The 16864-nt window shown below is 63.0% G+C and carries 19 protein-coding genes; 8 read left to right on the top strand and 11 right to left on the bottom strand.

Features of this window, described 5'->3' with window-relative positions; genetic code table 11:
- Positions 1 to 90: 90 nt before the first annotated feature.
- Positions 91 to 435, top strand: a complete 345-nt coding sequence (locus tag ACZ0AV_RS02700) for a hypothetical protein (RefSeq protein WP_499153273.1) — start codon at positions 91 to 93, stop codon at positions 433 to 435.
- Positions 436 to 491: 56 nt separating this feature from the next.
- Here ACZ0AV_RS02700 and ACZ0AV_RS02695 read toward each other — a convergent pair whose 3' ends face one another.
- The 3 genes from ACZ0AV_RS02695 to ACZ0AV_RS02685 form a co-directional block, all read right to left on the bottom strand.
- On the bottom strand, positions 492 to 1631 hold the full coding sequence (locus tag ACZ0AV_RS02695) for a mechanosensitive ion channel family protein (RefSeq protein WP_499149609.1): 1140 nt from the start codon (positions 1629 to 1631) through the stop codon (positions 492 to 494).
- A 131-nt stretch (positions 1632 to 1762) separates the two neighbouring features.
- On the bottom strand, positions 1763 to 2170 hold the full coding sequence (locus tag ACZ0AV_RS02690) for a hypothetical protein (protein ID WP_499149608.1): 408 nt from the start codon (positions 2168 to 2170) through the stop codon (positions 1763 to 1765).
- A gap of 246 nt (positions 2171 to 2416) precedes the next feature.
- Positions 2417 to 3421 carry an NADP-dependent oxidoreductase gene (locus ACZ0AV_RS02685; protein WP_499149607.1) on the bottom strand — a complete coding sequence of 335 codons (1005 nt, stop codon included), beginning with the start codon at positions 3419 to 3421 and terminating at the stop codon, positions 2417 to 2419.
- A gap of 195 nt (positions 3422 to 3616) precedes the next feature.
- Here ACZ0AV_RS02685 and ACZ0AV_RS02680 point away from each other — a divergent pair, with 195 nt between their 5' ends.
- Positions 3617 to 4510, top strand: a complete 894-nt coding sequence (locus ACZ0AV_RS02680; RefSeq protein WP_499149606.1) for a bile acid:sodium symporter family protein — start codon at positions 3617 to 3619, stop codon at positions 4508 to 4510.
- A 106-nt stretch (positions 4511 to 4616) separates the two neighbouring features.
- On the opposite strand, the gene ACZ0AV_RS02675 is transcribed toward ACZ0AV_RS02680, so the two are convergent.
- The 3 genes from ACZ0AV_RS02675 to ACZ0AV_RS02665 form a co-directional block, all read right to left on the bottom strand.
- Complete coding sequence (locus ACZ0AV_RS02675; RefSeq protein WP_499149605.1) at positions 4617 to 5810, bottom strand: benzoate/H(+) symporter BenE family transporter; 1194 nt, start codon at positions 5808 to 5810, stop codon at positions 4617 to 4619.
- Complete coding sequence (locus ACZ0AV_RS02670; RefSeq protein WP_499149604.1) at positions 5810 to 6424, bottom strand: LysE family translocator; 615 nt, start codon at positions 6422 to 6424, stop codon at positions 5810 to 5812. The genes ACZ0AV_RS02675 and ACZ0AV_RS02670 overlap by 1 nt, the downstream gene beginning before the upstream one ends.
- A 96-nt stretch (positions 6425 to 6520) precedes the next feature.
- On the bottom strand, positions 6521 to 6967 hold the full coding sequence (locus ACZ0AV_RS02665) for a MarR family winged helix-turn-helix transcriptional regulator (protein ID WP_499149603.1): 447 nt from the start codon (positions 6965 to 6967) through the stop codon (positions 6521 to 6523).
- 81 nt (positions 6968 to 7048) lie between these two features.
- Between ACZ0AV_RS02665 and ACZ0AV_RS02660 the strand changes: the two genes are divergently transcribed.
- Positions 7049 to 8215 carry an aminotransferase-like domain-containing protein gene (locus tag ACZ0AV_RS02660; protein WP_499149602.1) on the top strand — a complete coding sequence of 389 codons (1167 nt, stop codon included), beginning with the start codon at positions 7049 to 7051 and terminating at the stop codon, positions 8213 to 8215.
- A gap of 39 nt (positions 8216 to 8254) precedes the next feature.
- The gene (locus tag ACZ0AV_RS02655) at positions 8255 to 8857 is read left to right on the top strand and encodes a glutathione S-transferase family protein (protein WP_499149601.1); all 603 of its coding nucleotides are present in this window, start codon (positions 8255 to 8257) and stop codon (positions 8855 to 8857) included.
- 88 nt (positions 8858 to 8945) lie between these two features.
- Here the strand turns inward: ACZ0AV_RS02655 and ACZ0AV_RS02650 are convergent, their stop codons facing one another.
- A complete protein-coding gene (locus ACZ0AV_RS02650; RefSeq protein ID WP_499153272.1) occupies positions 8946 to 11150 on the bottom strand; it encodes a heavy metal translocating P-type ATPase in 2205 nt (734 codons plus the stop codon).
- A gap of 325 nt (positions 11151 to 11475) precedes the next feature.
- On the opposite strand from ACZ0AV_RS02650, the gene cadR reads away from it, so the two are divergent.
- On the top strand, positions 11476 to 11922 hold the full coding sequence (gene cadR / locus ACZ0AV_RS02645; protein ID WP_499149600.1) for a Cd(II)/Pb(II)-responsive transcriptional regulator: 447 nt from the start codon (positions 11476 to 11478) through the stop codon (positions 11920 to 11922).
- 318 nt (positions 11923 to 12240) lie between these two features.
- Here the strand turns inward: cadR and ACZ0AV_RS02640 are convergent, their stop codons facing one another.
- Positions 12241 to 12609 (bottom strand): glutaredoxin family protein, encoded by a 369-nt coding sequence (locus ACZ0AV_RS02640; protein WP_499149599.1) that lies wholly within the window; start codon positions 12607 to 12609, stop codon positions 12241 to 12243.
- Between the two features lie 114 nt (positions 12610 to 12723).
- Between ACZ0AV_RS02640 and ACZ0AV_RS02635 the strand changes: the two genes are divergently transcribed.
- A complete protein-coding gene (locus ACZ0AV_RS02635; protein WP_074887485.1) occupies positions 12724 to 12957 on the top strand; it encodes a DUF3820 family protein in 234 nt (77 codons plus the stop codon).
- Here ACZ0AV_RS02635 and ACZ0AV_RS02630 read toward each other — a convergent pair whose 3' ends face one another.
- The gene (locus ACZ0AV_RS02630; protein ID WP_499149598.1) at positions 12958 to 13821 is read right to left on the bottom strand and encodes a universal stress protein; all 864 of its coding nucleotides are present in this window, start codon (positions 13819 to 13821) and stop codon (positions 12958 to 12960) included.
- A gap of 159 nt (positions 13822 to 13980) precedes the next feature.
- Between ACZ0AV_RS02630 and copM the strand changes: the two genes are divergently transcribed.
- Complete coding sequence (copM, locus tag ACZ0AV_RS02625) at positions 13981 to 14655, top strand: CopM family metallochaperone (protein WP_499149597.1); 675 nt, start codon at positions 13981 to 13983, stop codon at positions 14653 to 14655.
- 170 nt (positions 14656 to 14825) lie between these two features.
- Complete coding sequence (locus ACZ0AV_RS02620) at positions 14826 to 15422, top strand: MiaE family protein (RefSeq protein WP_499153271.1); 597 nt, start codon at positions 14826 to 14828, stop codon at positions 15420 to 15422.
- A 97-nt stretch (positions 15423 to 15519) separates the two neighbouring features.
- Here the strand turns inward: ACZ0AV_RS02620 and lpxH are convergent, their stop codons facing one another.
- The gene (lpxH, locus tag ACZ0AV_RS02615; RefSeq protein WP_499149596.1) at positions 15520 to 16242 is read right to left on the bottom strand and encodes a UDP-2,3-diacylglucosamine diphosphatase; all 723 of its coding nucleotides are present in this window, start codon (positions 16240 to 16242) and stop codon (positions 15520 to 15522) included.
- Positions 16239 to 16733 carry a peptidylprolyl isomerase gene (locus tag ACZ0AV_RS02610; RefSeq protein WP_499149595.1) on the bottom strand — a complete coding sequence of 165 codons (495 nt, stop codon included), beginning with the start codon at positions 16731 to 16733 and terminating at the stop codon, positions 16239 to 16241. Before ACZ0AV_RS02610 ends, lpxH begins: the two co-directional genes overlap by 4 nt.
- Positions 16734 to 16864: the final 131 nt, after the last annotated feature.

The following is a 16864-nucleotide window of genomic DNA, read 5'->3' as shown; positions in this document are numbered from 1 at the left end:
ACAGGGCGTTAACATGGGTAATCCGTTCGCCTGGAGAGGCCTGTGCCAACCTGTCTGAATCTTGCCGCCACCAGTCTGCTGGCCCTGTGCATGGCCGTACCGGTTCAGGCCGCATTCGTGCTGCCAGGCGACTCGATGCGCTGCACTCGCAGTGCAACGCTGCTCAACTGCACGGATCGCTTCGGCAATCACTACGGCATCGCCCAGCAGGGCAGCGACACGCTGATGCGTGGCTACGATGCCATTAGCCGGCAAACCTGGGCTCAGACCAGTACCACCTACGGTCGTCTGCAACTGTTCACGGGCGTGAGCAGCGATGGCGAGCTGTGGGTAGGTTCCAGCCGGCGCATCGGCTGGAACGTGGTGAGCCGGCTGTCCAGCTCCAGCGGTGAGCGAGACCGCGTCAACTGCAACCGCATGAGCGGTTGCCGGTAAAGCTGGGCGGCACTAATCCGCAGCTACGGGCGCGATGCCGAACGACGTCCGGCACGCTAGCTGAAGCGCGGCAGGCGCTGGTCATGTTCGGCCAGGTCGTCCTGCTGTTCGTGCTGCGGCAGGCCGGCGACCTTCAGTGTCGGCATCTTTTCACCGACCAGGCGCAGGTCGCGGCGCGGCAGGGCAAAGCGCACATCCATCTCGCGCAGGGTATCGAGCAGTTGCAGGTTGATCTCCTGCTGGATGTCCATGTACTGGTTATAGTCCGAGCTCAGCACGATATAGACCACCTCGAAGGTCAACTGGCTCTCGTCGAAGCCGAGGAAGTGGGCGCGGTCGAACCTGGCTTTCGGCGTGGCGCGGATGATCTCGCCGACCTTTTCGGACACCTGGCGCACCTTGTCGCTGGGCGTGTCGTAGCTGACGCCGAATTTGAAGACGATGCGCCGGGTGTCCATGCGCTTGTAGTTATGCACGATCTGGCGCAGCAGGTCGGCGTTGGCACATACCACCTGTTCACCGCTTAGGCTGCGGATGCGGGTGGTCTTCAGGCCGATATGTTCGATGCTCCCGGCCACTTCGCCGAAGACCACGAAATCGCCGATTTCGAATGGCTTGTCCACCCCGATCGACAGCGAGGCGAATACATCCCCCAGAACCTGCTGCACTGCCAGAGCGACTGCGATACCACCGACACCAAGGCTGGCTACCAGCGCGGTGATATCGACGCCGAGGTTGGCGAGGATCGACAGGAGCATTACCGACCAGACGACAATCAGCACCATGATGCTGATGATGGTGGTCATCACCGGGTTGTACGCGGTGCCGCCATGCTTGCCGACCACCAGGCTGCGCGACCACAGGCGCACCCCCGTGTCCACCCACAGGGCGATCTGCAGCGCCAGGGCGACGAACCAGGTGTGGCTCAGCGCCGCCTGCCAGCTGCCGGGGAGGTCGGGCACGCGCAACGCCAGCAACAGCGAGAAAGCCAGCAGCAGGAAGCGGCTGGTCCGCCCGACCACCACGGCGACAAAATGCTGCCAGTTGCCCTCCTGGCCTTTCGACCAGGCGCTCAAGCGCTTGTGCACGATGCCCACCACGGCACGCAGCACGGTGTAGATCACTGCGGTGGCGACCAGTACCACGCCGATGCCGAGCCATAGATCGCGGTCGAGCCAGATGTTCCACTGTTCCATTACGGGGTCTCCTGATGGGGCCGATACAGGTTTCTGTAGGCCTCAGCACGGAGAAGTTCCACCCAATTGGAGCAGATGGTGGCGGCAGATTGTTTCAGGCTGGCCTGGCCAACTGCTCGAGAAGGCGCTGCTCAGTCGCCAGCCGGCAGGCCGACCAACTGCCGGAAACGTTGGGGATCGACCTGATGAATCACCATCAGTGCGCCCAGTGTGCGGGCGGGCGAGGTGGCGATATATGCAGGAGGCAGGATCTCGGGCAGTTGGGTTCGCCAGCTGTCGATAAGAGCGGTGGGTTCGCCGTTAGCCGCCGCCAGGTCTGCCGCGTCGAGTTGCATACCCATTCGTGCCGCCAGCACCAGTGATTGCTGTAGCAGCGTCTCGGCCATCTCGTGCTGTTCGAGGGAACTGGCGGCCGCAAAGCGCTGCAGCCACTCGGCCATGGGCAGGCGGCACAGTGCGCTGGCGCTGCGAAAGTACTGGTACAGCAGATAGATCGCGCCAGCCAGCGCAAGGGTAATTGCAGTGAATACCAGTTCCATCACGGCTCCGCGCACGAGAGAGGTCTGCTGGCCGGGCCATGACGCGCGACCAGCATGGCGGCGAAGCTACCCGATCAGGCGGTGGCGCCTCAAGCAATTTCATGGCGTATCGCCATCGTCTCGTCGTGTCGATGCGCTGCCGCAGCCTGGGAGGCTGCTCGGCAAGCAAGCGCCGCAGCGCGGGCGAACCACGGCTGTGCGTGCGTGGAAGGATGAGCGGACGACACTGGGTCGCCCGCCAGGTGCTCAGACCTTGAGGACCAGCTTGCCGAAATTTTCCCCCTTGAACAGCTTGAGCAGGGTTTCCGGAAAGGTTTCCAGGCCGTCGACGATGTGTTCTTTCGACTTGACCTGGCCGCTGGCCAGCCAGCCACCGATTTCCGCAGCCGCGCTGGCGAAATTGGCCGCATGGTCCATGACCACGAAGCCTTCCATGCGTGCGCGATTGACCAGCAGGGACAGGTAGTTGGCCGGGCCCTTGACCGCTTCCTTGTTGTTGTACTGGCTGATCGCGCCGCAGATGACGATGCGCGCCTTGGGTGCCAGGCGACCCAGCACGGCATCCAGCGTATCGCCGCCGACGTTGTCGAAATACACATCGACGCCTTTCGGGCATTCGCGCTTGAGCGCTTCTGGCAGCGACTCGCTCTTGTAATCGATGGCCGCATCGAAACCCAGTTCATCGGTCAGGTAGGCGCATTTTTCCTTGCCGCCAGCGATGCCGATTACCCGGCAACCCTTGAGCTTGGCGATCTGCCCGGCAATGCTGCCCACCGCGCCTGCCGCGCCGGAGAGCACCACCGTATCGCCACTCTTCGGCGCGCCGACGTCGAGCAGGGCGAAGTAGGCGGTCATGCCGGTCATGCCGAGGGCCGACAGGTATACCGGCAGCGGTGCGCGTTTGGGGTCGACCTTGTAGAAGCCCTTTGGCGCGCCGAGAAAGTAGTCCTGCACACCCAGGGCGCCATTGACGTGATCACCGACGGCGTAATCCGGGTGCCGTGAGGCAACCACTTCACCCACGCCGAGGGCGCGCATCACATCACCCAGGCCGACCGGCGCGATGTAGGACTTGCCCTCGTTCATCCAGCCACGCATGGCCGGATCCAGCGACAGATAGAGGTTCTTGACGAGAATCTGCCCGTCAGCGGGCTCACCGATCGGCTTTTCCACGTAATCGAAGGTGTCGCGGCTGACCATGCCGGTGGGGCGTTTGGCGAGCAGGAACTGGCGGTTGAGCTGCGTGGACATGGGAAGCCTCCATTGGAATATGCAGTGTTGATAATCCTGGCCTGGTGATTGGACAAGGATGTCGCAGTGGCCGAATGTATGCCGATCCATCGAACTGATGGGGGGCGGGTTTACCGAAGCGGCCCACCCGTCGCGGAACAATGCCCGCTACAGTGTGGGCCAGGATCATGGAAGTCTGACCGCGGAGATGTACCGATGACTGCAAACCCCCTGCTGAGCGTGTTTCTCCCCATGGCACTGGGCATCATCATGCTCGGCCTCGGGTTATCGCTGACCCTGGCGGATTTCGCCCGGGTGCTGAAGTACCCCAGGCCGGTGTTGGTAGGGTTGTTCTGCCAGTTGCTGGTGTTGCCGGTGGCGTGTTTCTTCATGGTTCAGGCGTTCGGCCTGGCCCCGGCCCTGGCCGTCGGCATGATGTTGCTGGCCGCGTCTCCCGGCGGTACGTCAGCCAACCTGTACAGCCACCTGGCCCATGGTGATGTGGCGCTGAACATCACCCTGACCGCGGTGAACTCGGTCGTCGCGGTGCTGACCATGCCCATTATCGTCAACCTGTCGCTCGCCTATTTCATGGAGGGCGACCAGGCCATCCCCCTGCAGTTCGCCAAGGTGATGCAGGTGTTCGCCATCGTGCTCGGGCCGGTGGCCATCGGCATGCTGCTGCGCAGCCGCTTTCCCGGTTTCGCCATGCGCATGGAAAGCCCGGTGAAAATCATTTCGGCGCTGTTCCTGCTGCTGATCATCGTCCTGGCCCTGGTCAAGGACTGGCAGACGGTACTCGACTACGCGCCGGTGGTGGGTGCGGCGGCGCTGGCGTTCAACCTGCTGAGCCTGGCGGTGGGCTACTTGGTACCGCGGCTGCTCAAGCTGAGCCTGCGCCAGTCCATCGCCATCGGCATGGAGATCGGCATCCACAACGGCACCCTGGCCATCGCCCTGGCGCTCAGCCCGGTGTTGCTAAACAACAGCACCATGGCCATCCCCGCAGCGCTGTACAGCATCATCATGTTCTTTACCGCCGCGGCGTTCGGCTGGTGGGTGAATGCGGCCCACGGCAAACAACTGGCGACGGAGGCGGAGGCCAAATAGCGCGGTTGATGTCAGGCGTTCGCGGGCTTTGCAGGAGGGCGACGCTCCAGCCGTCCACCGCCTCTCGAGCGTAATGGCGGACGACACTGGCGTGGCCCATCCTCACTCAAGCTGCTTTTCTGCCGCCATTGAGCAGCACCAGGGTCAGCAGACCGGCAACGATGCCCCAGAACGCCGAGCCGACCCCGAACAGGGTCATGCCAGACGCGGTGACGAGAAAGGTGATCAGCGCCGCTTCGCGTTCCTTCGGCTCGCTCATGGCCTGGGTGAGGCCGCCGATGATCGAGGCGAACAGCGCCAGGGCGGCGATCGACAGGATCAGCGCCTTGGGCAGGGCCGCGAACAGGGCGGCGAGGGTGGCACCGAATAGGCCGGCGATGCCGTAGAAGACACCGCACCAGACTGCTGCCGTGTAGCGCTTGCGCGGGTCTTCGTGCGCCTCGGGGCCCGCGCAGATCGCTGCGCTGATGGCCGCCATATGAATGCCGTGGGAACCGAACGGCGCCATCACGATCGACACCAGGCTGGTGGTGTTGAGCAGCGGCGAGGCCGGCACGTCATACCCGTTGGCACGCAGCACGGCCATGCCCGGCAGGTTTTGCGAAGCCATGGCAACGATGAACAGCGGGATACCGATACTGATCGCCGCGGCGATGGAGAAGCTCGGCGTCGTCCATTCCGGAGTCGCCAGTTGCAACTCGAACCGTGAAAAATTCAGCAACCCAAGCGCGCCAGCCAGCACGCAGCCTACCACCAGCGCGGCCAGTACCGCGTAGCGGGGCTGCAGCCGTTTGCCCAGCAGATAGGTGAAGAGCATGGCGATCACCAGCAGCGGCTGCTGCTCGGCAGCCACACAGATCTCCAGGGCGATCTTGAACAGCACGCCGGCCAGGAGCGCCGCGGCGATGGAGCCGGGAATACGCCGCATGATGCGGTCGAAGCTGCCGGTCACACCGCACACCAGGATAAGCGCCGAGCAGATGATGTAGGCGCCGATCGCCTCGCTGTAGGGCACACCGGGCAGGCTGGTGATCAGCAATGCCGCGCCGGGCGTCGACCAGGCCACCATCACCGGTGCGCGGTAGCGCAGCGACAAACCGACACAGGTCACTGCCATGCCGATCGACAGCGCCCAGATCCACGATGAAATCTGCCCGGCGCTGAGCCCGGCTGCCTGACCCGCCTGGAACATCAGCACCAGCGAGCTGGTGTAGCCGGTGAGCATGCCGATGAAACCGGCCACCACAGCCGAGGTGGACGTATCGGCCAGCGGCCGCAGGCGCGTGCTGCTCCCAGGCATCACAGCACGCCTTTGAAGTCGGCGAAGATCGGGTACAGCGACGCCACCAGCAGCACCGCCATGCCGATGTTGAAGGCGCGCAGCACCGCCGGGTTACGCAGCCAACTGCGTAGCAGCGAACCGGCGACTGTCCACAGCCCCACGCTGGGGCAGTTCACCAGCGCGAAAAGGCCCGCGATCAGCAGTACGTTGACCAGGAAGTTTTCCTGCGGTGTGTAGGTGGTGATGGCGCCGATGGCCATCACCCAGGCCTTGGGATTGACCCACTGGAAGGCAGCGGCCTGCAGAAAGGTAAAGGGTTTGCCGCGCTCGCCAGTGGCGCTGTCCGGAGCGCCGGAACCGGCGATCTTCCAGGCCAGATAGAGCAGGTAGGCGGCTCCCAGGTAACGCAGCAGCGTGTACAGCATCGGGAGTCGTTCGAACACCTGCCCCAGGCCGAGCCCCACGCATATGACCAGCACCATGAAACCCAGGCTGATGCCCAGCATGTGCGGCACGCTGCGCCGCAGGCCGAAGTTCACGCCTGAGGCGAGCAGCATCATGTTGTTGGGGCCCGGCGTAATCGAGGTGACGAAGGCAAAGGCGACGAAGGCGAGCAGCAGTTCCGGGTTCATGGCGGTTTCTCATGGTTGAGCCGAAACGATAAGGACTGCCAGGCCACCCGTCGCCGTACAGCGATCAGCATAAGTGGCGATACAGTTAGATGTATGTCATTCGGCCGGGCGACCTGTACCGCTCAACGCCTTGTTGACTGCCAGCCAGCCATCTACCGCGTGCTTGCCGCTTTCGTCGAAGGCGCGCTGCAGCAGCTTGACCTGCTCGCGGCGCAGCGCCCGCTCCAGCTTGGCGCCCTCGGCAGTGAGGCCGAGCAGCCGTTTGCGCTTGTCGTCCTCGGCGGTGACGCTCTGGGTCAGGTGCATTTCCATCAACTGGCGCAGCGGAATGCTCAACGCCTGCTTGCTCACGCCGAGGTAGCCGAGTAGTTCGCTGACGCTCAACCCCGGTTGACGAGCGATGAAGAACAGGATGCGCTGGTGCACCCGCGACAGGCCACGGCGCGCGAGCATTTCATCGGCCTTGGCGGTGAACGCCTGGTAGCCAAAGAAGAAGGCTTCCATGGCGGCTTGCTGGTCGGTTGAGTTTTTAAGGTCAATCATATTGACGTATATGTCTCGGGCGTCGTACTTTCGGTCAACCAGTTTGACTTAAATTTCATGACTTATCACCCGGTGACCTCCATGGCCTTCTCCGAACGCACCTCACGCCTGAAAAGCTCGTTGATTCGTGAAATCCTCGCGGCTGCCCAGCGCCCGGAGGTGATGTCGTTCGCCGGCGGTCTGCCGGCCGAGGAGATGTTGCCGGCGCTCGACTGGTCGCGAATGCCCACCAGCATGGGACAGTACGGCATGAGCGAGGGCGAGCCGGCGCTGCGTGAAGCCATCGCCGCCGAAGCGCGGGCCCTTGGCGTCCCGTGTGAGGCGAGCCAGGTGCTGATCGTCAGCGGCTCGCAGCAGACCCTGGATCTGGCCAGCAAGCTGTTCATCGATCCGGGCACCAAAGTACTGCTCGAGGCGCCGACCTACCTGGCGGCGCTGCAGGCCTTCCAACTGTTCGGGGCCGACTGCATCGCTGTGCCGCAGGAGGCCGATGGCCCGCAATTGCAGGCACTCGAAGAGCAGCTGGAGCACCAGCGCCCGGCCTTCGCCTACCTGATCCCGACGTTCCAGAACCCCAGCGCCGTGCGCTACAGCGAGGCCAAGCGTGACGCCGTGGCGGCCTTGCTGGACCGTTATCAGATCACCCTGATCGAGGATGAGCCCTACCGCGAACTGGTATTCGATGCCGGCAGCGCCACGCCCATCGTCAGCCGCTTGCGCACGGCCAGTTGGATCTATACCGGCACGGTGTCCAAGACCCTGTTGCCTGGGCTGCGTGTCGGTTACCTGATCGCCACGCCCGATCTGTTTCCCCATTTGCTGCGCCTCAAGCAGTCGGCGGACCTGCACACCAATCGCGTCGGCCAATGGCAGGCGTTGCAGTGGCTGGGCACCGAGCAATACCGTGAACACCTGGCCCGATTGCGCGATTTCTATCGCCAGCGACGTGATGCCATGCAGGCGGCGCTCGTCGAACATTTCAGCGAGCTGGCCGAGTGGCAGGTTCCCCAGGGCGGCCTGTTCTTCTGGTTGAAGCTCAAGCAGCCCCAGGACACGCGCCTGCTGCTCGATGCGGCACTGGCGCAGAACGTGGCGTTCATGCCGGGCGAGCCGTTCTTCATCGACCCCGATCACGAGCCGGGTTACCTGCGGCTGAACTTCAGCCACGTGGCGCCGGAGCGGCTAGGCGAGGGGATGCGCCGACTGGCCATGGTGGTACGGCAGGGATTGGCCGCAGACGCGGCGTGATTATCGGCGGCTAACGATCATCGACTTCAGGAGGCGAACATGTACAAGGTGTATGGCGATTACCGCTCGGGCAACTGCTACAAGATCAAGCTGATGCTGGCCCTGCTTGGCAAACCCTACCAGTGGGAGCCCATCGACATTCTCAAGGGCGAAACCCAGAGCCCCGAGTTCCTGGCCAAGAACCCCAACGGCAAGATTCCGGTGCTGGAACTGGAAGACGGCAGTTGCCTGTGGGAGTCCAACGCCATCCTCAACTTCCTGGCCGACGGCAGCGAGTTTCTGCAGACCGAACCGCGTTTGCGCACCCAGGTGCTGCAGTGGCAGTTTTTCGAACAATACAGCCACGAACCTTATGTGGCCGTAGCGCGCTTCATTCAGCTGTACCTGGGCATGCCTGCCGAGCGTCAGGAGGAGTACTCGGTCTGCCAGATTCGCGGCCACAAGGCGCTGCGGGTGATGGAGCGGCAGTTGCAACAAACGCCATATCTGGTCGGTGACCGCTACACCATCGCCGACATCGCCCTGTATGCCTATACGCATGTGGCTCACGAGGGCGGTTTCGACCTGAGCGGTTACCCGGCGATCAATGCCTGGCTGGCGCGGGTCGCCAGTCACCCGAAGCATGTGACCATGTTGGGGTGATTGACGATAAACGGATGAATCGCCGAGGCGATCACTCCTCTTGTGGGAGCGGGCCTTGGAACAGGCCGGGTTTCGGTCCTCCCATTGCTTACTTGCGCAGCAACCGCAGCCCGTTGAACACCACCAGCAGGCTCACCCCCACGTCGGCGAATACCGCCATCCACATGGTGGCGTGACCGGTTACGGTCATGGCCAGGAAGATCGCCTTGATGCCCAGCGCCAGCGCGATGTTCTGCTTGAGAATCGCCGCCGTCTGCCGAGACAGGTGGATGAAGGCCGGGATCTTGCGCAGGTCGTCGTCCATGATCGCGACGTCGGCGGTTTCGATGGCAGTGTCGGTACCGATCGCTGCCATGGCAAAGCCGACATCGGCGCGGGCCAGGGCGGGAGCGTCGTTGATGCCGTCGCCGACCATGGCCACCACACCGTTTTGTTCGAGCAGTTTTTCGACAGTCGCCAGTTTGTCGGTGGGCAGCAGATCGCCGCGCGCCTCATCGATACCGACCTGGGCGGCGATGGCCTTGGCGGTGTGCTGGTTGTCGCCGGTGAGCATCAGCGTCTTTATGCCCATCTGATGCAGGCTGGCGATGGCCTCGCGACTGCTCGCCTTGAGCGTGTCGGCCACAGCGAACAGCCCCAGCGCGCGCGCGTCGTCGCTGAGCACGATCACCGTCTTGCCCTGCTGCTCCAGTTCGTCGAGCTGGCTGTCGATCTCGGCCGAGCGCAACCCCAGATCGGTGAGCAGGCGCCGATTGCCCAGCTGGTAGCACCGGCCATCGATCACGCCGCGCACACCACGCCCGGGCAGTGCCTCGAATCCCTGCACCTCGTCTGGTGTAACGCCTTGTTCCTGCGCCGCCTTGGCCACCGCCTGGGAAACCGGATGGTCGGAGCGGGCGGCCAGGCTGGCGGCCAGTTTGATGTAGGTATCTGCGGCGTCTGCAAGGGGCCGGTAGTCGGTCTGCACGGGTTTGCCGTGGGTGAGGGTGCCGGTCTTGTCCAGTGCCAGGTGGGTGATGTGCCGGCCGTTTTCCAGGTACACCCCGCCCTTGACCAGAATGCCCTTGCGCGCTGCCGCCGCCAGGCCGCTGACGATGCTCACGGGCGTGGAAATCACCAGCGCGCAGGGGCAGGCGACCACCAGCAGCACCAGCGCTCGATACACCCAGTCGAACCAGTTACCGTCCAACAGCAGTGGCGGTACCACGGCCACCGCCAGGGAAAGCAGGAACACCAGCGGCGTGTAGATGCGTGCGAAGCGATCGACGAAACGCTGGGTCGGCGCGCGCGCGCCCTGAGCCTCCTCCACGGCCTTGATGATGCGCGACAGCGCACTGTTGCTGGCCGCGGCGCTGACCTGGTACTCCAGCGCACCGCTCTGGTTGATGGTGCCGGCGAACAGGGTGTCGCCGATGCCTTTCTCGATGGGCAGGCTCTCGCCAGTGATCGGCGACTGGTCGACTGTCGAGTGCCCGTCGAGCACCTCGCCATCCAGACCGATACGCTCGCCTGGGCGCAGGCGTACCACACTGCCGATGCTCACCTGCGTCACGTCCAGTGCCTGCCAACTGCCGTCGGCCTGGCGCACGGTGGCCTGTTCCGGGGTCAGCGCCATCAGGCCGCGAATGGCGTTGCGCGCGCGATCCAGGGACTTCGCTTCGATCCGCTCGGCGATTGCGAACAGCACCATGACCATTGCGGCTTCCGGCCACTGGCCGATCAGCACCGCGCCAGTCACGGCAATGCTCATCAGTGCATTGATGTTCAGGTTGAGGTTCTTGAGGGCGATCCAGCCTTTTTTATAAACATCGAGTCCGGCGGTGAGAATGGCGCCCAGGGCGATCAGTGCCACTACCCATTGCGGCGCGGTATCGGTGAAGTGCACCAGCTCGGCCAGGAATGCGGCCACCCCTGCGCCGATCAGCCGCCACGGCAAACCACCATCGGTTCGTTCGGGGGTGATGGGCTGGCCCTCGTTGCCCTCCGGTTGCGGGGTGAAGCCCAGTTCCCGGATGGCTTGCAGGGCCGGTTCGAGCGCGTCCGGGCGGTGGCGGATGGTCAGCACCCGCTGCATCAGGTTGAACTGCAGCGCTTCGATGCCTGGCTGGCGGGCGAGCTTATCGGTGATCAGGCGCTCCTCGGCGGGGCAATCCATCTGCTCGATGCGCACCCGGGTCTCGGCCGCTAGAGGCGTGGCCTGCATACCGAGGCTGGCGATGGCCGCGATCACCTGAGGTGCAGCACCGGCCTGATGGTCGACGACCAGGGTGCGATTGAGCAGGTTGAAGTGCATGGCATGCACCTCGGGCAGGTGCTGCAATTTGCTGCGAATCAGTCCTTCTTCGGTCGGGCAGCACATCGCTTCGATGCGCAGTGTGCTGCCGGAGAGCGTCTGCGCAGGCGCTGCAGTGGCAGCAGGCTCGCTGATCTGGCTGACCAATGGACTGGAGGCGCAGCAGGGCGCTACTGCTTCGGTAGCACAGCACGAGGCCTGGGGCTCGACGGGCTTGGGGGTTCGTTCGTTATCGCAACAATTCGCCATGTGGGTTCTCCCAATATCATGTTGCAGAGTGAACACCCTGTAGCCACTATAGGGTCAAGCACCAGAGGAGGCGATGATGAAAATTGGCGAATTGGCGGCGGTCACCGGGTGTCCGGTGGAGACCATCCGCTACTACGAACGCGAGGGGCTACTGCCCGCGCCACAGCGCAGCGAGGGAAATTACCGGCTGTACCTGCCGGAGCACGTCGAGCGGCTGACCTTCATCCGCAACTGCCGCACGCTGGACATGACGCTCGGCGAGATTCGCGACTTGCTAAGCCTGCGTGGCCGCCCAGCGGAAAACTGCGAGGCCATCAATACCCTGATCGACGAGCACATCGAACACGTCAACGCGCGCATCGCCAGCCTGCAGTCGTTGCAGGGGCAACTGGTGGAACTGCGCAACAGCTGCCTGGCGGATCAGCAATCGTCGCCCTGCGAGATCATTCGGCAGCTCAGCACCAGTGACACCCTGCATGCCGAGAAGGATGTGTCCCATGTCGGACGCAGCCATCAGCACTAAAAGCCTGTTCCTAATCTTTCAGCCCAGATTCGCCGATTTTGGCAGCCAAGTGGCAAAAGCGGACGTAGGGTGGATGACGCTCTTTTCATCCACCATTGCGATCGGTGGACGGGTCGGGCCGCGTAGGTGAGGCGTCGTCCACCCTACGACTGTGGAAGCGGTCCGTGCCCGCGAATAATCACGGGCATGGCCCGTTCCCACAATGAATCACCGAACGTCTGCTTCTGCCTTGTAGCTGCTACTTCAGGCGCATAAGGATCGTGAACAGGCTCTAAGATGCCGCTAAGGAACGCCTGCGTTTCAGCCCCTAGGGGCGCTTCACACCGCGAAGCGCTGATCCAGGTAGGCGGCAATGGCCTTGGATTCGTACAGCCAGGTGCTCTGGCCGTTTTCTTCGATGCGCAGGCACGGCACCTGAATCTTGCCACCCTGGCTCTCCAGTTCGTTGCGAGCGGTGGCGTCGTTCTTGGCATCGCGCAGGGCGACCGGCACGTTGAGAGCGTGCAGCTTACGGCGGATTTTCACGCAGAACGGACACGCCTTGAACTGATACAGCGCCAGCTTGCCGGCTGCCTGCTCGACCGCAGCCTGCTCGTCAGGTGCACGCTTCATCTTGGCAGGACGAGTGGCGAGGTCGCCAAGAACGATCAGTTGGCCGAGGCCGAGGCGCAGTGCCTTGATAATCATGATGAGTCCCTGCAAGTGTGAACGGCGCGCAGCTTACCCGAGTTGAGGCCCAGGCCCAACCGCTTGGCGCTTGCGGCATAATGCCCAGTCCACACGAACGTTGCGGCCGATGTGATGAAACCCGAAGACCTGAAATTGCTGGTGAGCCGAGAAATGCCCTTTGGCAAATACAAGGGCAGGCTAATTGCTGATCTGCCTGGGCATTACCTGAACTGGTTCGCCCGTGAGGGCTTTCCGAAGGGCGAGATTGGCCAGTTGCTGGCGCTGATGCAGGAGATCGATCACAACGGCTTGTCGTCGTTGCTCGATCCCTTGCGCAGCAGACCAAGACAGCCGTTTCGCGAGTGATCAGCGCTCGCCGAGCTGCTGTTCCAGGTGCTCGATGATGCTGTCGGGCTTGAGCACCAGAATGTCACTTTCCAGCGTGTCGAGAATCACTTCGGCGGTATTGCCGATCAGCGCGCCACTGAAGCCGGTACGTGCAACGGTGCCGATCACCGTGACGGCCGCGTGCAGTTGGTGGGCAAATTGCGGGATCAGCACATCGGCCGGGCCTTCGGCGATATGCAGGTGCCCGTCATCGATGTCATAGGTCTGCTGAAACGCCAGGCACTGCTGGCGGTAGCTGTCCTCGATGGATTCACGCAGCTGGAAGGCCGGGTCGGCGGCCGCCAGCACCGGTGATGGGTGGGCGCTGAGCACGTGCAGTTCGGCTTTTGCCAGGTTGGCGATGTCATAGCCATGCTCGACGATGCGGGTGTGCAGTGCTCGATGCTCGCTGTCGACATTACCCACATCCACGGCTGCCAATACCGTGCCGCCGGCCCAGGGCGTCTGCGTTTTCACCAGCAGCACCGGGCAGGGGCAGTAGCGCAGCAGCTTCCAGTCCTCGGGCGTGAGCAGCGCCTTCTTCAGCGGGTTGTCAGGCATGTGCTGCTTGATCACCAGGCCGCAGCCCTCGGCTTGCTGCACGGTGCTGATCGTTTCATGCAGGCTGCCATGCCACGCCTGCTCGGTGCTGGCGCTGTAGCCATCCTGCTGCAGTACATTACCGAGCAGGCGCAGGTGGCCGCGGTGTTCGCCCGACTCGGCGCAAATCAGCAGGTGCAGATGAGACTGCGTCACGCCAGCAATCTGCTTGGCGCGTTTCAGGGCAAGTGCGTCCAGATGATCCGGCTGGATGACGACGAGAATGCTGCGGATGGCTTGCATGGGGTTTCCTCTGCGTGTGGCTGGCCCTGTTCACTATAGATGGCCTGCTGCGCCTATCGGCCCGGCCCGGTGATAGCCGGCAGCGGCAGGGCGCATCTTGACCTTCCCGCCGTGGCAAGGTGTAGGTTCTGACCTCCCATCAATGGTCGAGGATCGTCAATGAAAGCCCAAACGCTAGGTTTATTTGTGATTGTCGTGGCGTCGGTGCTGACCGCCGGCATGGTGAGCGCTCAGAGTGCAGCCGATGGCCATGCAGGCGCCCATGGCGCGCACGCGACCGAGGGCAAGTCGGCGGATGCCAGCGCCTCGACGACCGCCTATCACACGATCAACGAGAGGATGCACAAGGCGATGGCCGTCACGCTGACGGGCAATGCCGACGTGGATTTCATGCGCGGCATGATTCCCCATCATCAGGGGGCTATCGAGATGGCCAAGGTCGCGCTGCAGTACGGCAGCGACGCAAGCGTGCGTGCCTTGGCCAGCGAGGTCATTGCCGCGCAGGACCGGGAGATCGTGCTGATGAACGAATGGCTGCAAACCAACGCGGCGCGGTATGAGGCAGCTGTCGACCCCGGCAAGCGCGCTGAAGTCAAGGCTGCATTCGAGGCCGTCAACCATCGTATGCACGGTGCCATGGCCATTGATTTCAGCGGTGACGCCGACCGGGATTTCATGCGCGCGATGATTCCTCACCATCAGGGCGCCATCGATATGGCCAAGGTCGCATTGGCTTACGGCTCTGACCCGCAAGTGCTGGAGCTGGCCAAACAGGTCATCGCCGCGCAGGAGCAGGAAATCACCCAGATGGACGCTTGGCTGGAGAACAACTGAGTCATTCGACCGCCCGCGCTCTGTGCGGGCCAATAGACAGGACGCGCCGCGCTGGCGGCTCTATAATGGCCGGCTTATCAAGTAGCCAGCCGCCAGAGCCCATACCCGTGTTGTTTCCAGCCACTGCTCCCGATCAGCCATCGCCCAGCCGCCGCAGCGCCACGCCGAGCCTGCCGGAAATCCATGATTTTCTCGGTTGCCGCACGCCTCAGGGGTGGATCGATGCCGCCCTGGCCAACCAGGAAATCATGCTGATCGACCACAAGAACTGCGAGTTCAAGGCCGCCAGCACGGCGCTCAGCCTGATGGCCAAATACAGCTGCCACCTCGACCTGATCAACATGATGTCGCGCCTTGCCCGTGAGGAGCTGGTTCACCACGAGCAGGTGCTGCGCATCATGAAACGCCGCAAGATTGGCCTGCGGCCGGTATCCGCAGCACGCTACGCGTCGGGGCTGCGCAAGGTGACGCGCAATCACGAGCCGTACAAGCTGGTCGATACCCTGGTGGTCGGGGCCTTCATCGAAGCGCGCAGTTGCGAGCGCTTCGAGGCAATCGTGCCGCATCTGGACGACGAACTGGGCAAGTTCTACTTCGGATTGCTGCAAAGCGAGGCGCGGCATTTTCAGGGGTACCTGAAGCTGGCCTATCAATATGGCGAGGCGGCGGACGTCGATCAGGTGATCGAGCGGGTGAGGGCGGTCGAGCAGGAATTGATCGAGACGCCCGACGTCGAGTTTCGCTTCCACAGCGGCGTTCCGCAGTAAACCGCTGGCTGTTTTCAGGGGCGCTGCGCTCTCCCAGTGCTGCCAGGGCCGTATTGCACCCCTGAGCAGCCGTGGGCGTAACCCGCGAAGCAATCGCTCATTGCAAGCTGAACGGTGCCTGCGCAAAGCCATTGCCATCGATCTGTAACGCCCAGCCCTGCTGGTCCCAGTCACCTAGCACGATACGCCGCGCCGGCTGGCCATCGACCACCAGCTCATGCACCGCAGGGCGATGGGTATGGCCGTGGATCAGCGTGCGCACGCCATGAGCCCCCATCACGCGCTGCACTTCTTCTGGCGTGACATCGACGATGTCGCGGGCTTTCATGCGGGTCTGCGAGCGGCTTTCCGAACGCAGCTTGCGTGCCAGCTTGTGGCGGGTGCGCAGCGGCAGGTTGCGCAGGATGAACAGGCTCAGCGGGTTGCGCAGCAGGCGCCGCATCTTCTGGTAGCCGACATCCAGGGTGCACAGGCTGTCGCCGTGCATGAGCAGCACTTTCTCGCCGGCCAGTTGAACCGCGCAAGGATCGCTGAGCAGCGTGCAGCCGGCCTCGCGGCAGAACCCCTTGCCCAACAGGAAGTCACGGTTGCCGTGCATCAGGTAAATGCGCGTACCGCTGTCGCTCAAGCCGCGCAGGGCCTGGGCGATGCTGTACTGGAAGGGCGTCATGGCATCGTCGCCAATCCACACCTCGAAAAAATCGCCAAGGACGTACAGCGCCTCGGTCTGGCGCGCCCGAGTATCGAGAAAATGCAAGAACGCCCGGGTGATGTCCGGGCGCTCCTCTTCAAGATGCAGGTCGGAGATCAGCAGGATCACTCGATGATCTCGGCCTTCTCGATGATCACGTCTTCAGCCGGAACGTCCTGGTGACCGGATTTCATGGTGGTGGCAACGCCCTTGATGGCTTCGACTACGTCCATGCCTTCGACCACTTCACCGAACACCGCGTAGCCCCAGCCCTGTACGGTCTGTGCAGTGTGGTCGAGGAAGGTGTTGTCACCCACGTTAATGAAGAATTGCGCAGACGCCGAGTGTGGTTCCGAGGTGCGTGCCATGGCCACGGTGCCGATTTTGTTGCTCAGGCCGTTGTTGGCTTCGTTCTTGATTGTCGCTTTGGTCGGCTTCTGCTTCATGCCCGGCTCGAAACCGCCACCCTGGATCATGAAGTTGCCGATCACGCGGTGAAACACGGTGCCGTCGTAATGGCCGCTCTTCACGTATTCCTTGAAGTTGGCGACGGTTTCCGGCGCCTTGTCTTCGAACAGGTTGAGGGTGATGACGCCGTGGTTGGTGTGCAGCTTGATCATGTGTTTAATCGCTCTGTCGAGAAAATCCCGGGCTACTCCCGGTTCGGTACAGACAATTAATGTCGGCCGAAGGTCAGGGAGCAGGTGCCAAGGCCTGTCAGGGGGTTGACAGCTTGGGCTATGATAAGCGC

The sequence above is a fragment of the Pseudomonas sp. AC532 genome, assembly GCF_979258965.1.
The sequence above is the reverse complement of the archived record's forward strand: the minus strand, read 5'-3'. Positions and strand labels throughout refer to the sequence as shown.

Excerpts from the sequence above, each read along its gene's own strand:
- ACZ0AV_RS02700 (WP_499153273.1), top strand. The coding sequence starts at position 91 with ATGGCCGTACCGGTTCAGGCCGCATTCGTGCTGCCAGGCGACTCGATG.
- ACZ0AV_RS02695 (WP_499149609.1), bottom strand. The coding sequence starts at position 1,631 with ATGGAACAGTGGAACATCTGGCTCGACCGCGATCTATGGCTCGGCATC.
- ACZ0AV_RS02690 (WP_499149608.1), bottom strand. The coding sequence starts at position 2,170 with ATGGAACTGGTATTCACTGCAATTACCCTTGCGCTGGCTGGCGCGATC.
- ACZ0AV_RS02685 (WP_499149607.1), bottom strand. The coding sequence starts at position 3,421 with ATGTCCACGCAGCTCAACCGCCAGTTCCTGCTCGCCAAACGCCCCACC.
- ACZ0AV_RS02680 (WP_499149606.1), top strand. The coding sequence starts at position 3,617 with ATGACTGCAAACCCCCTGCTGAGCGTGTTTCTCCCCATGGCACTGGGC.
- ACZ0AV_RS02675 (WP_499149605.1), bottom strand. The coding sequence starts at position 5,810 with ATGCCTGGGAGCAGCACGCGCCTGCGGCCGCTGGCCGATACGTCCACC.
- ACZ0AV_RS02670 (WP_499149604.1), bottom strand. The coding sequence starts at position 6,424 with ATGAACCCGGAACTGCTGCTCGCCTTCGTCGCCTTTGCCTTCGTCACC.
- ACZ0AV_RS02665 (WP_499149603.1), bottom strand. The coding sequence starts at position 6,967 with ATGATTGACCTTAAAAACTCAACCGACCAGCAAGCCGCCATGGAAGCC.
- ACZ0AV_RS02660 (WP_499149602.1), top strand. The coding sequence starts at position 7,049 with ATGGCCTTCTCCGAACGCACCTCACGCCTGAAAAGCTCGTTGATTCGT.
- ACZ0AV_RS02655 (WP_499149601.1), top strand. The coding sequence starts at position 8,255 with ATGTACAAGGTGTATGGCGATTACCGCTCGGGCAACTGCTACAAGATC.
- ACZ0AV_RS02650 (WP_499153272.1), bottom strand. The coding sequence starts at position 11,150 with ATGCACTTCAACCTGCTCAATCGCACCCTGGTCGTCGACCATCAGGCC.
- cadR (WP_499149600.1), top strand. The coding sequence starts at position 11,476 with ATGAAAATTGGCGAATTGGCGGCGGTCACCGGGTGTCCGGTGGAGACC.
- ACZ0AV_RS02640 (WP_499149599.1), bottom strand. The coding sequence starts at position 12,609 with ATGATTATCAAGGCACTGCGCCTCGGCCTCGGCCAACTGATCGTTCTT.
- ACZ0AV_RS02635 (WP_074887485.1), top strand. The coding sequence starts at position 12,724 with ATGAAACCCGAAGACCTGAAATTGCTGGTGAGCCGAGAAATGCCCTTT.
- ACZ0AV_RS02630 (WP_499149598.1), bottom strand. The coding sequence starts at position 13,821 with ATGCAAGCCATCCGCAGCATTCTCGTCGTCATCCAGCCGGATCATCTG.
- copM (WP_499149597.1), top strand. The coding sequence starts at position 13,981 with ATGAAAGCCCAAACGCTAGGTTTATTTGTGATTGTCGTGGCGTCGGTG.
- ACZ0AV_RS02610 (WP_499149595.1), bottom strand. The coding sequence starts at position 16,733 with ATGATCAAGCTGCACACCAACCACGGCGTCATCACCCTCAACCTGTTC.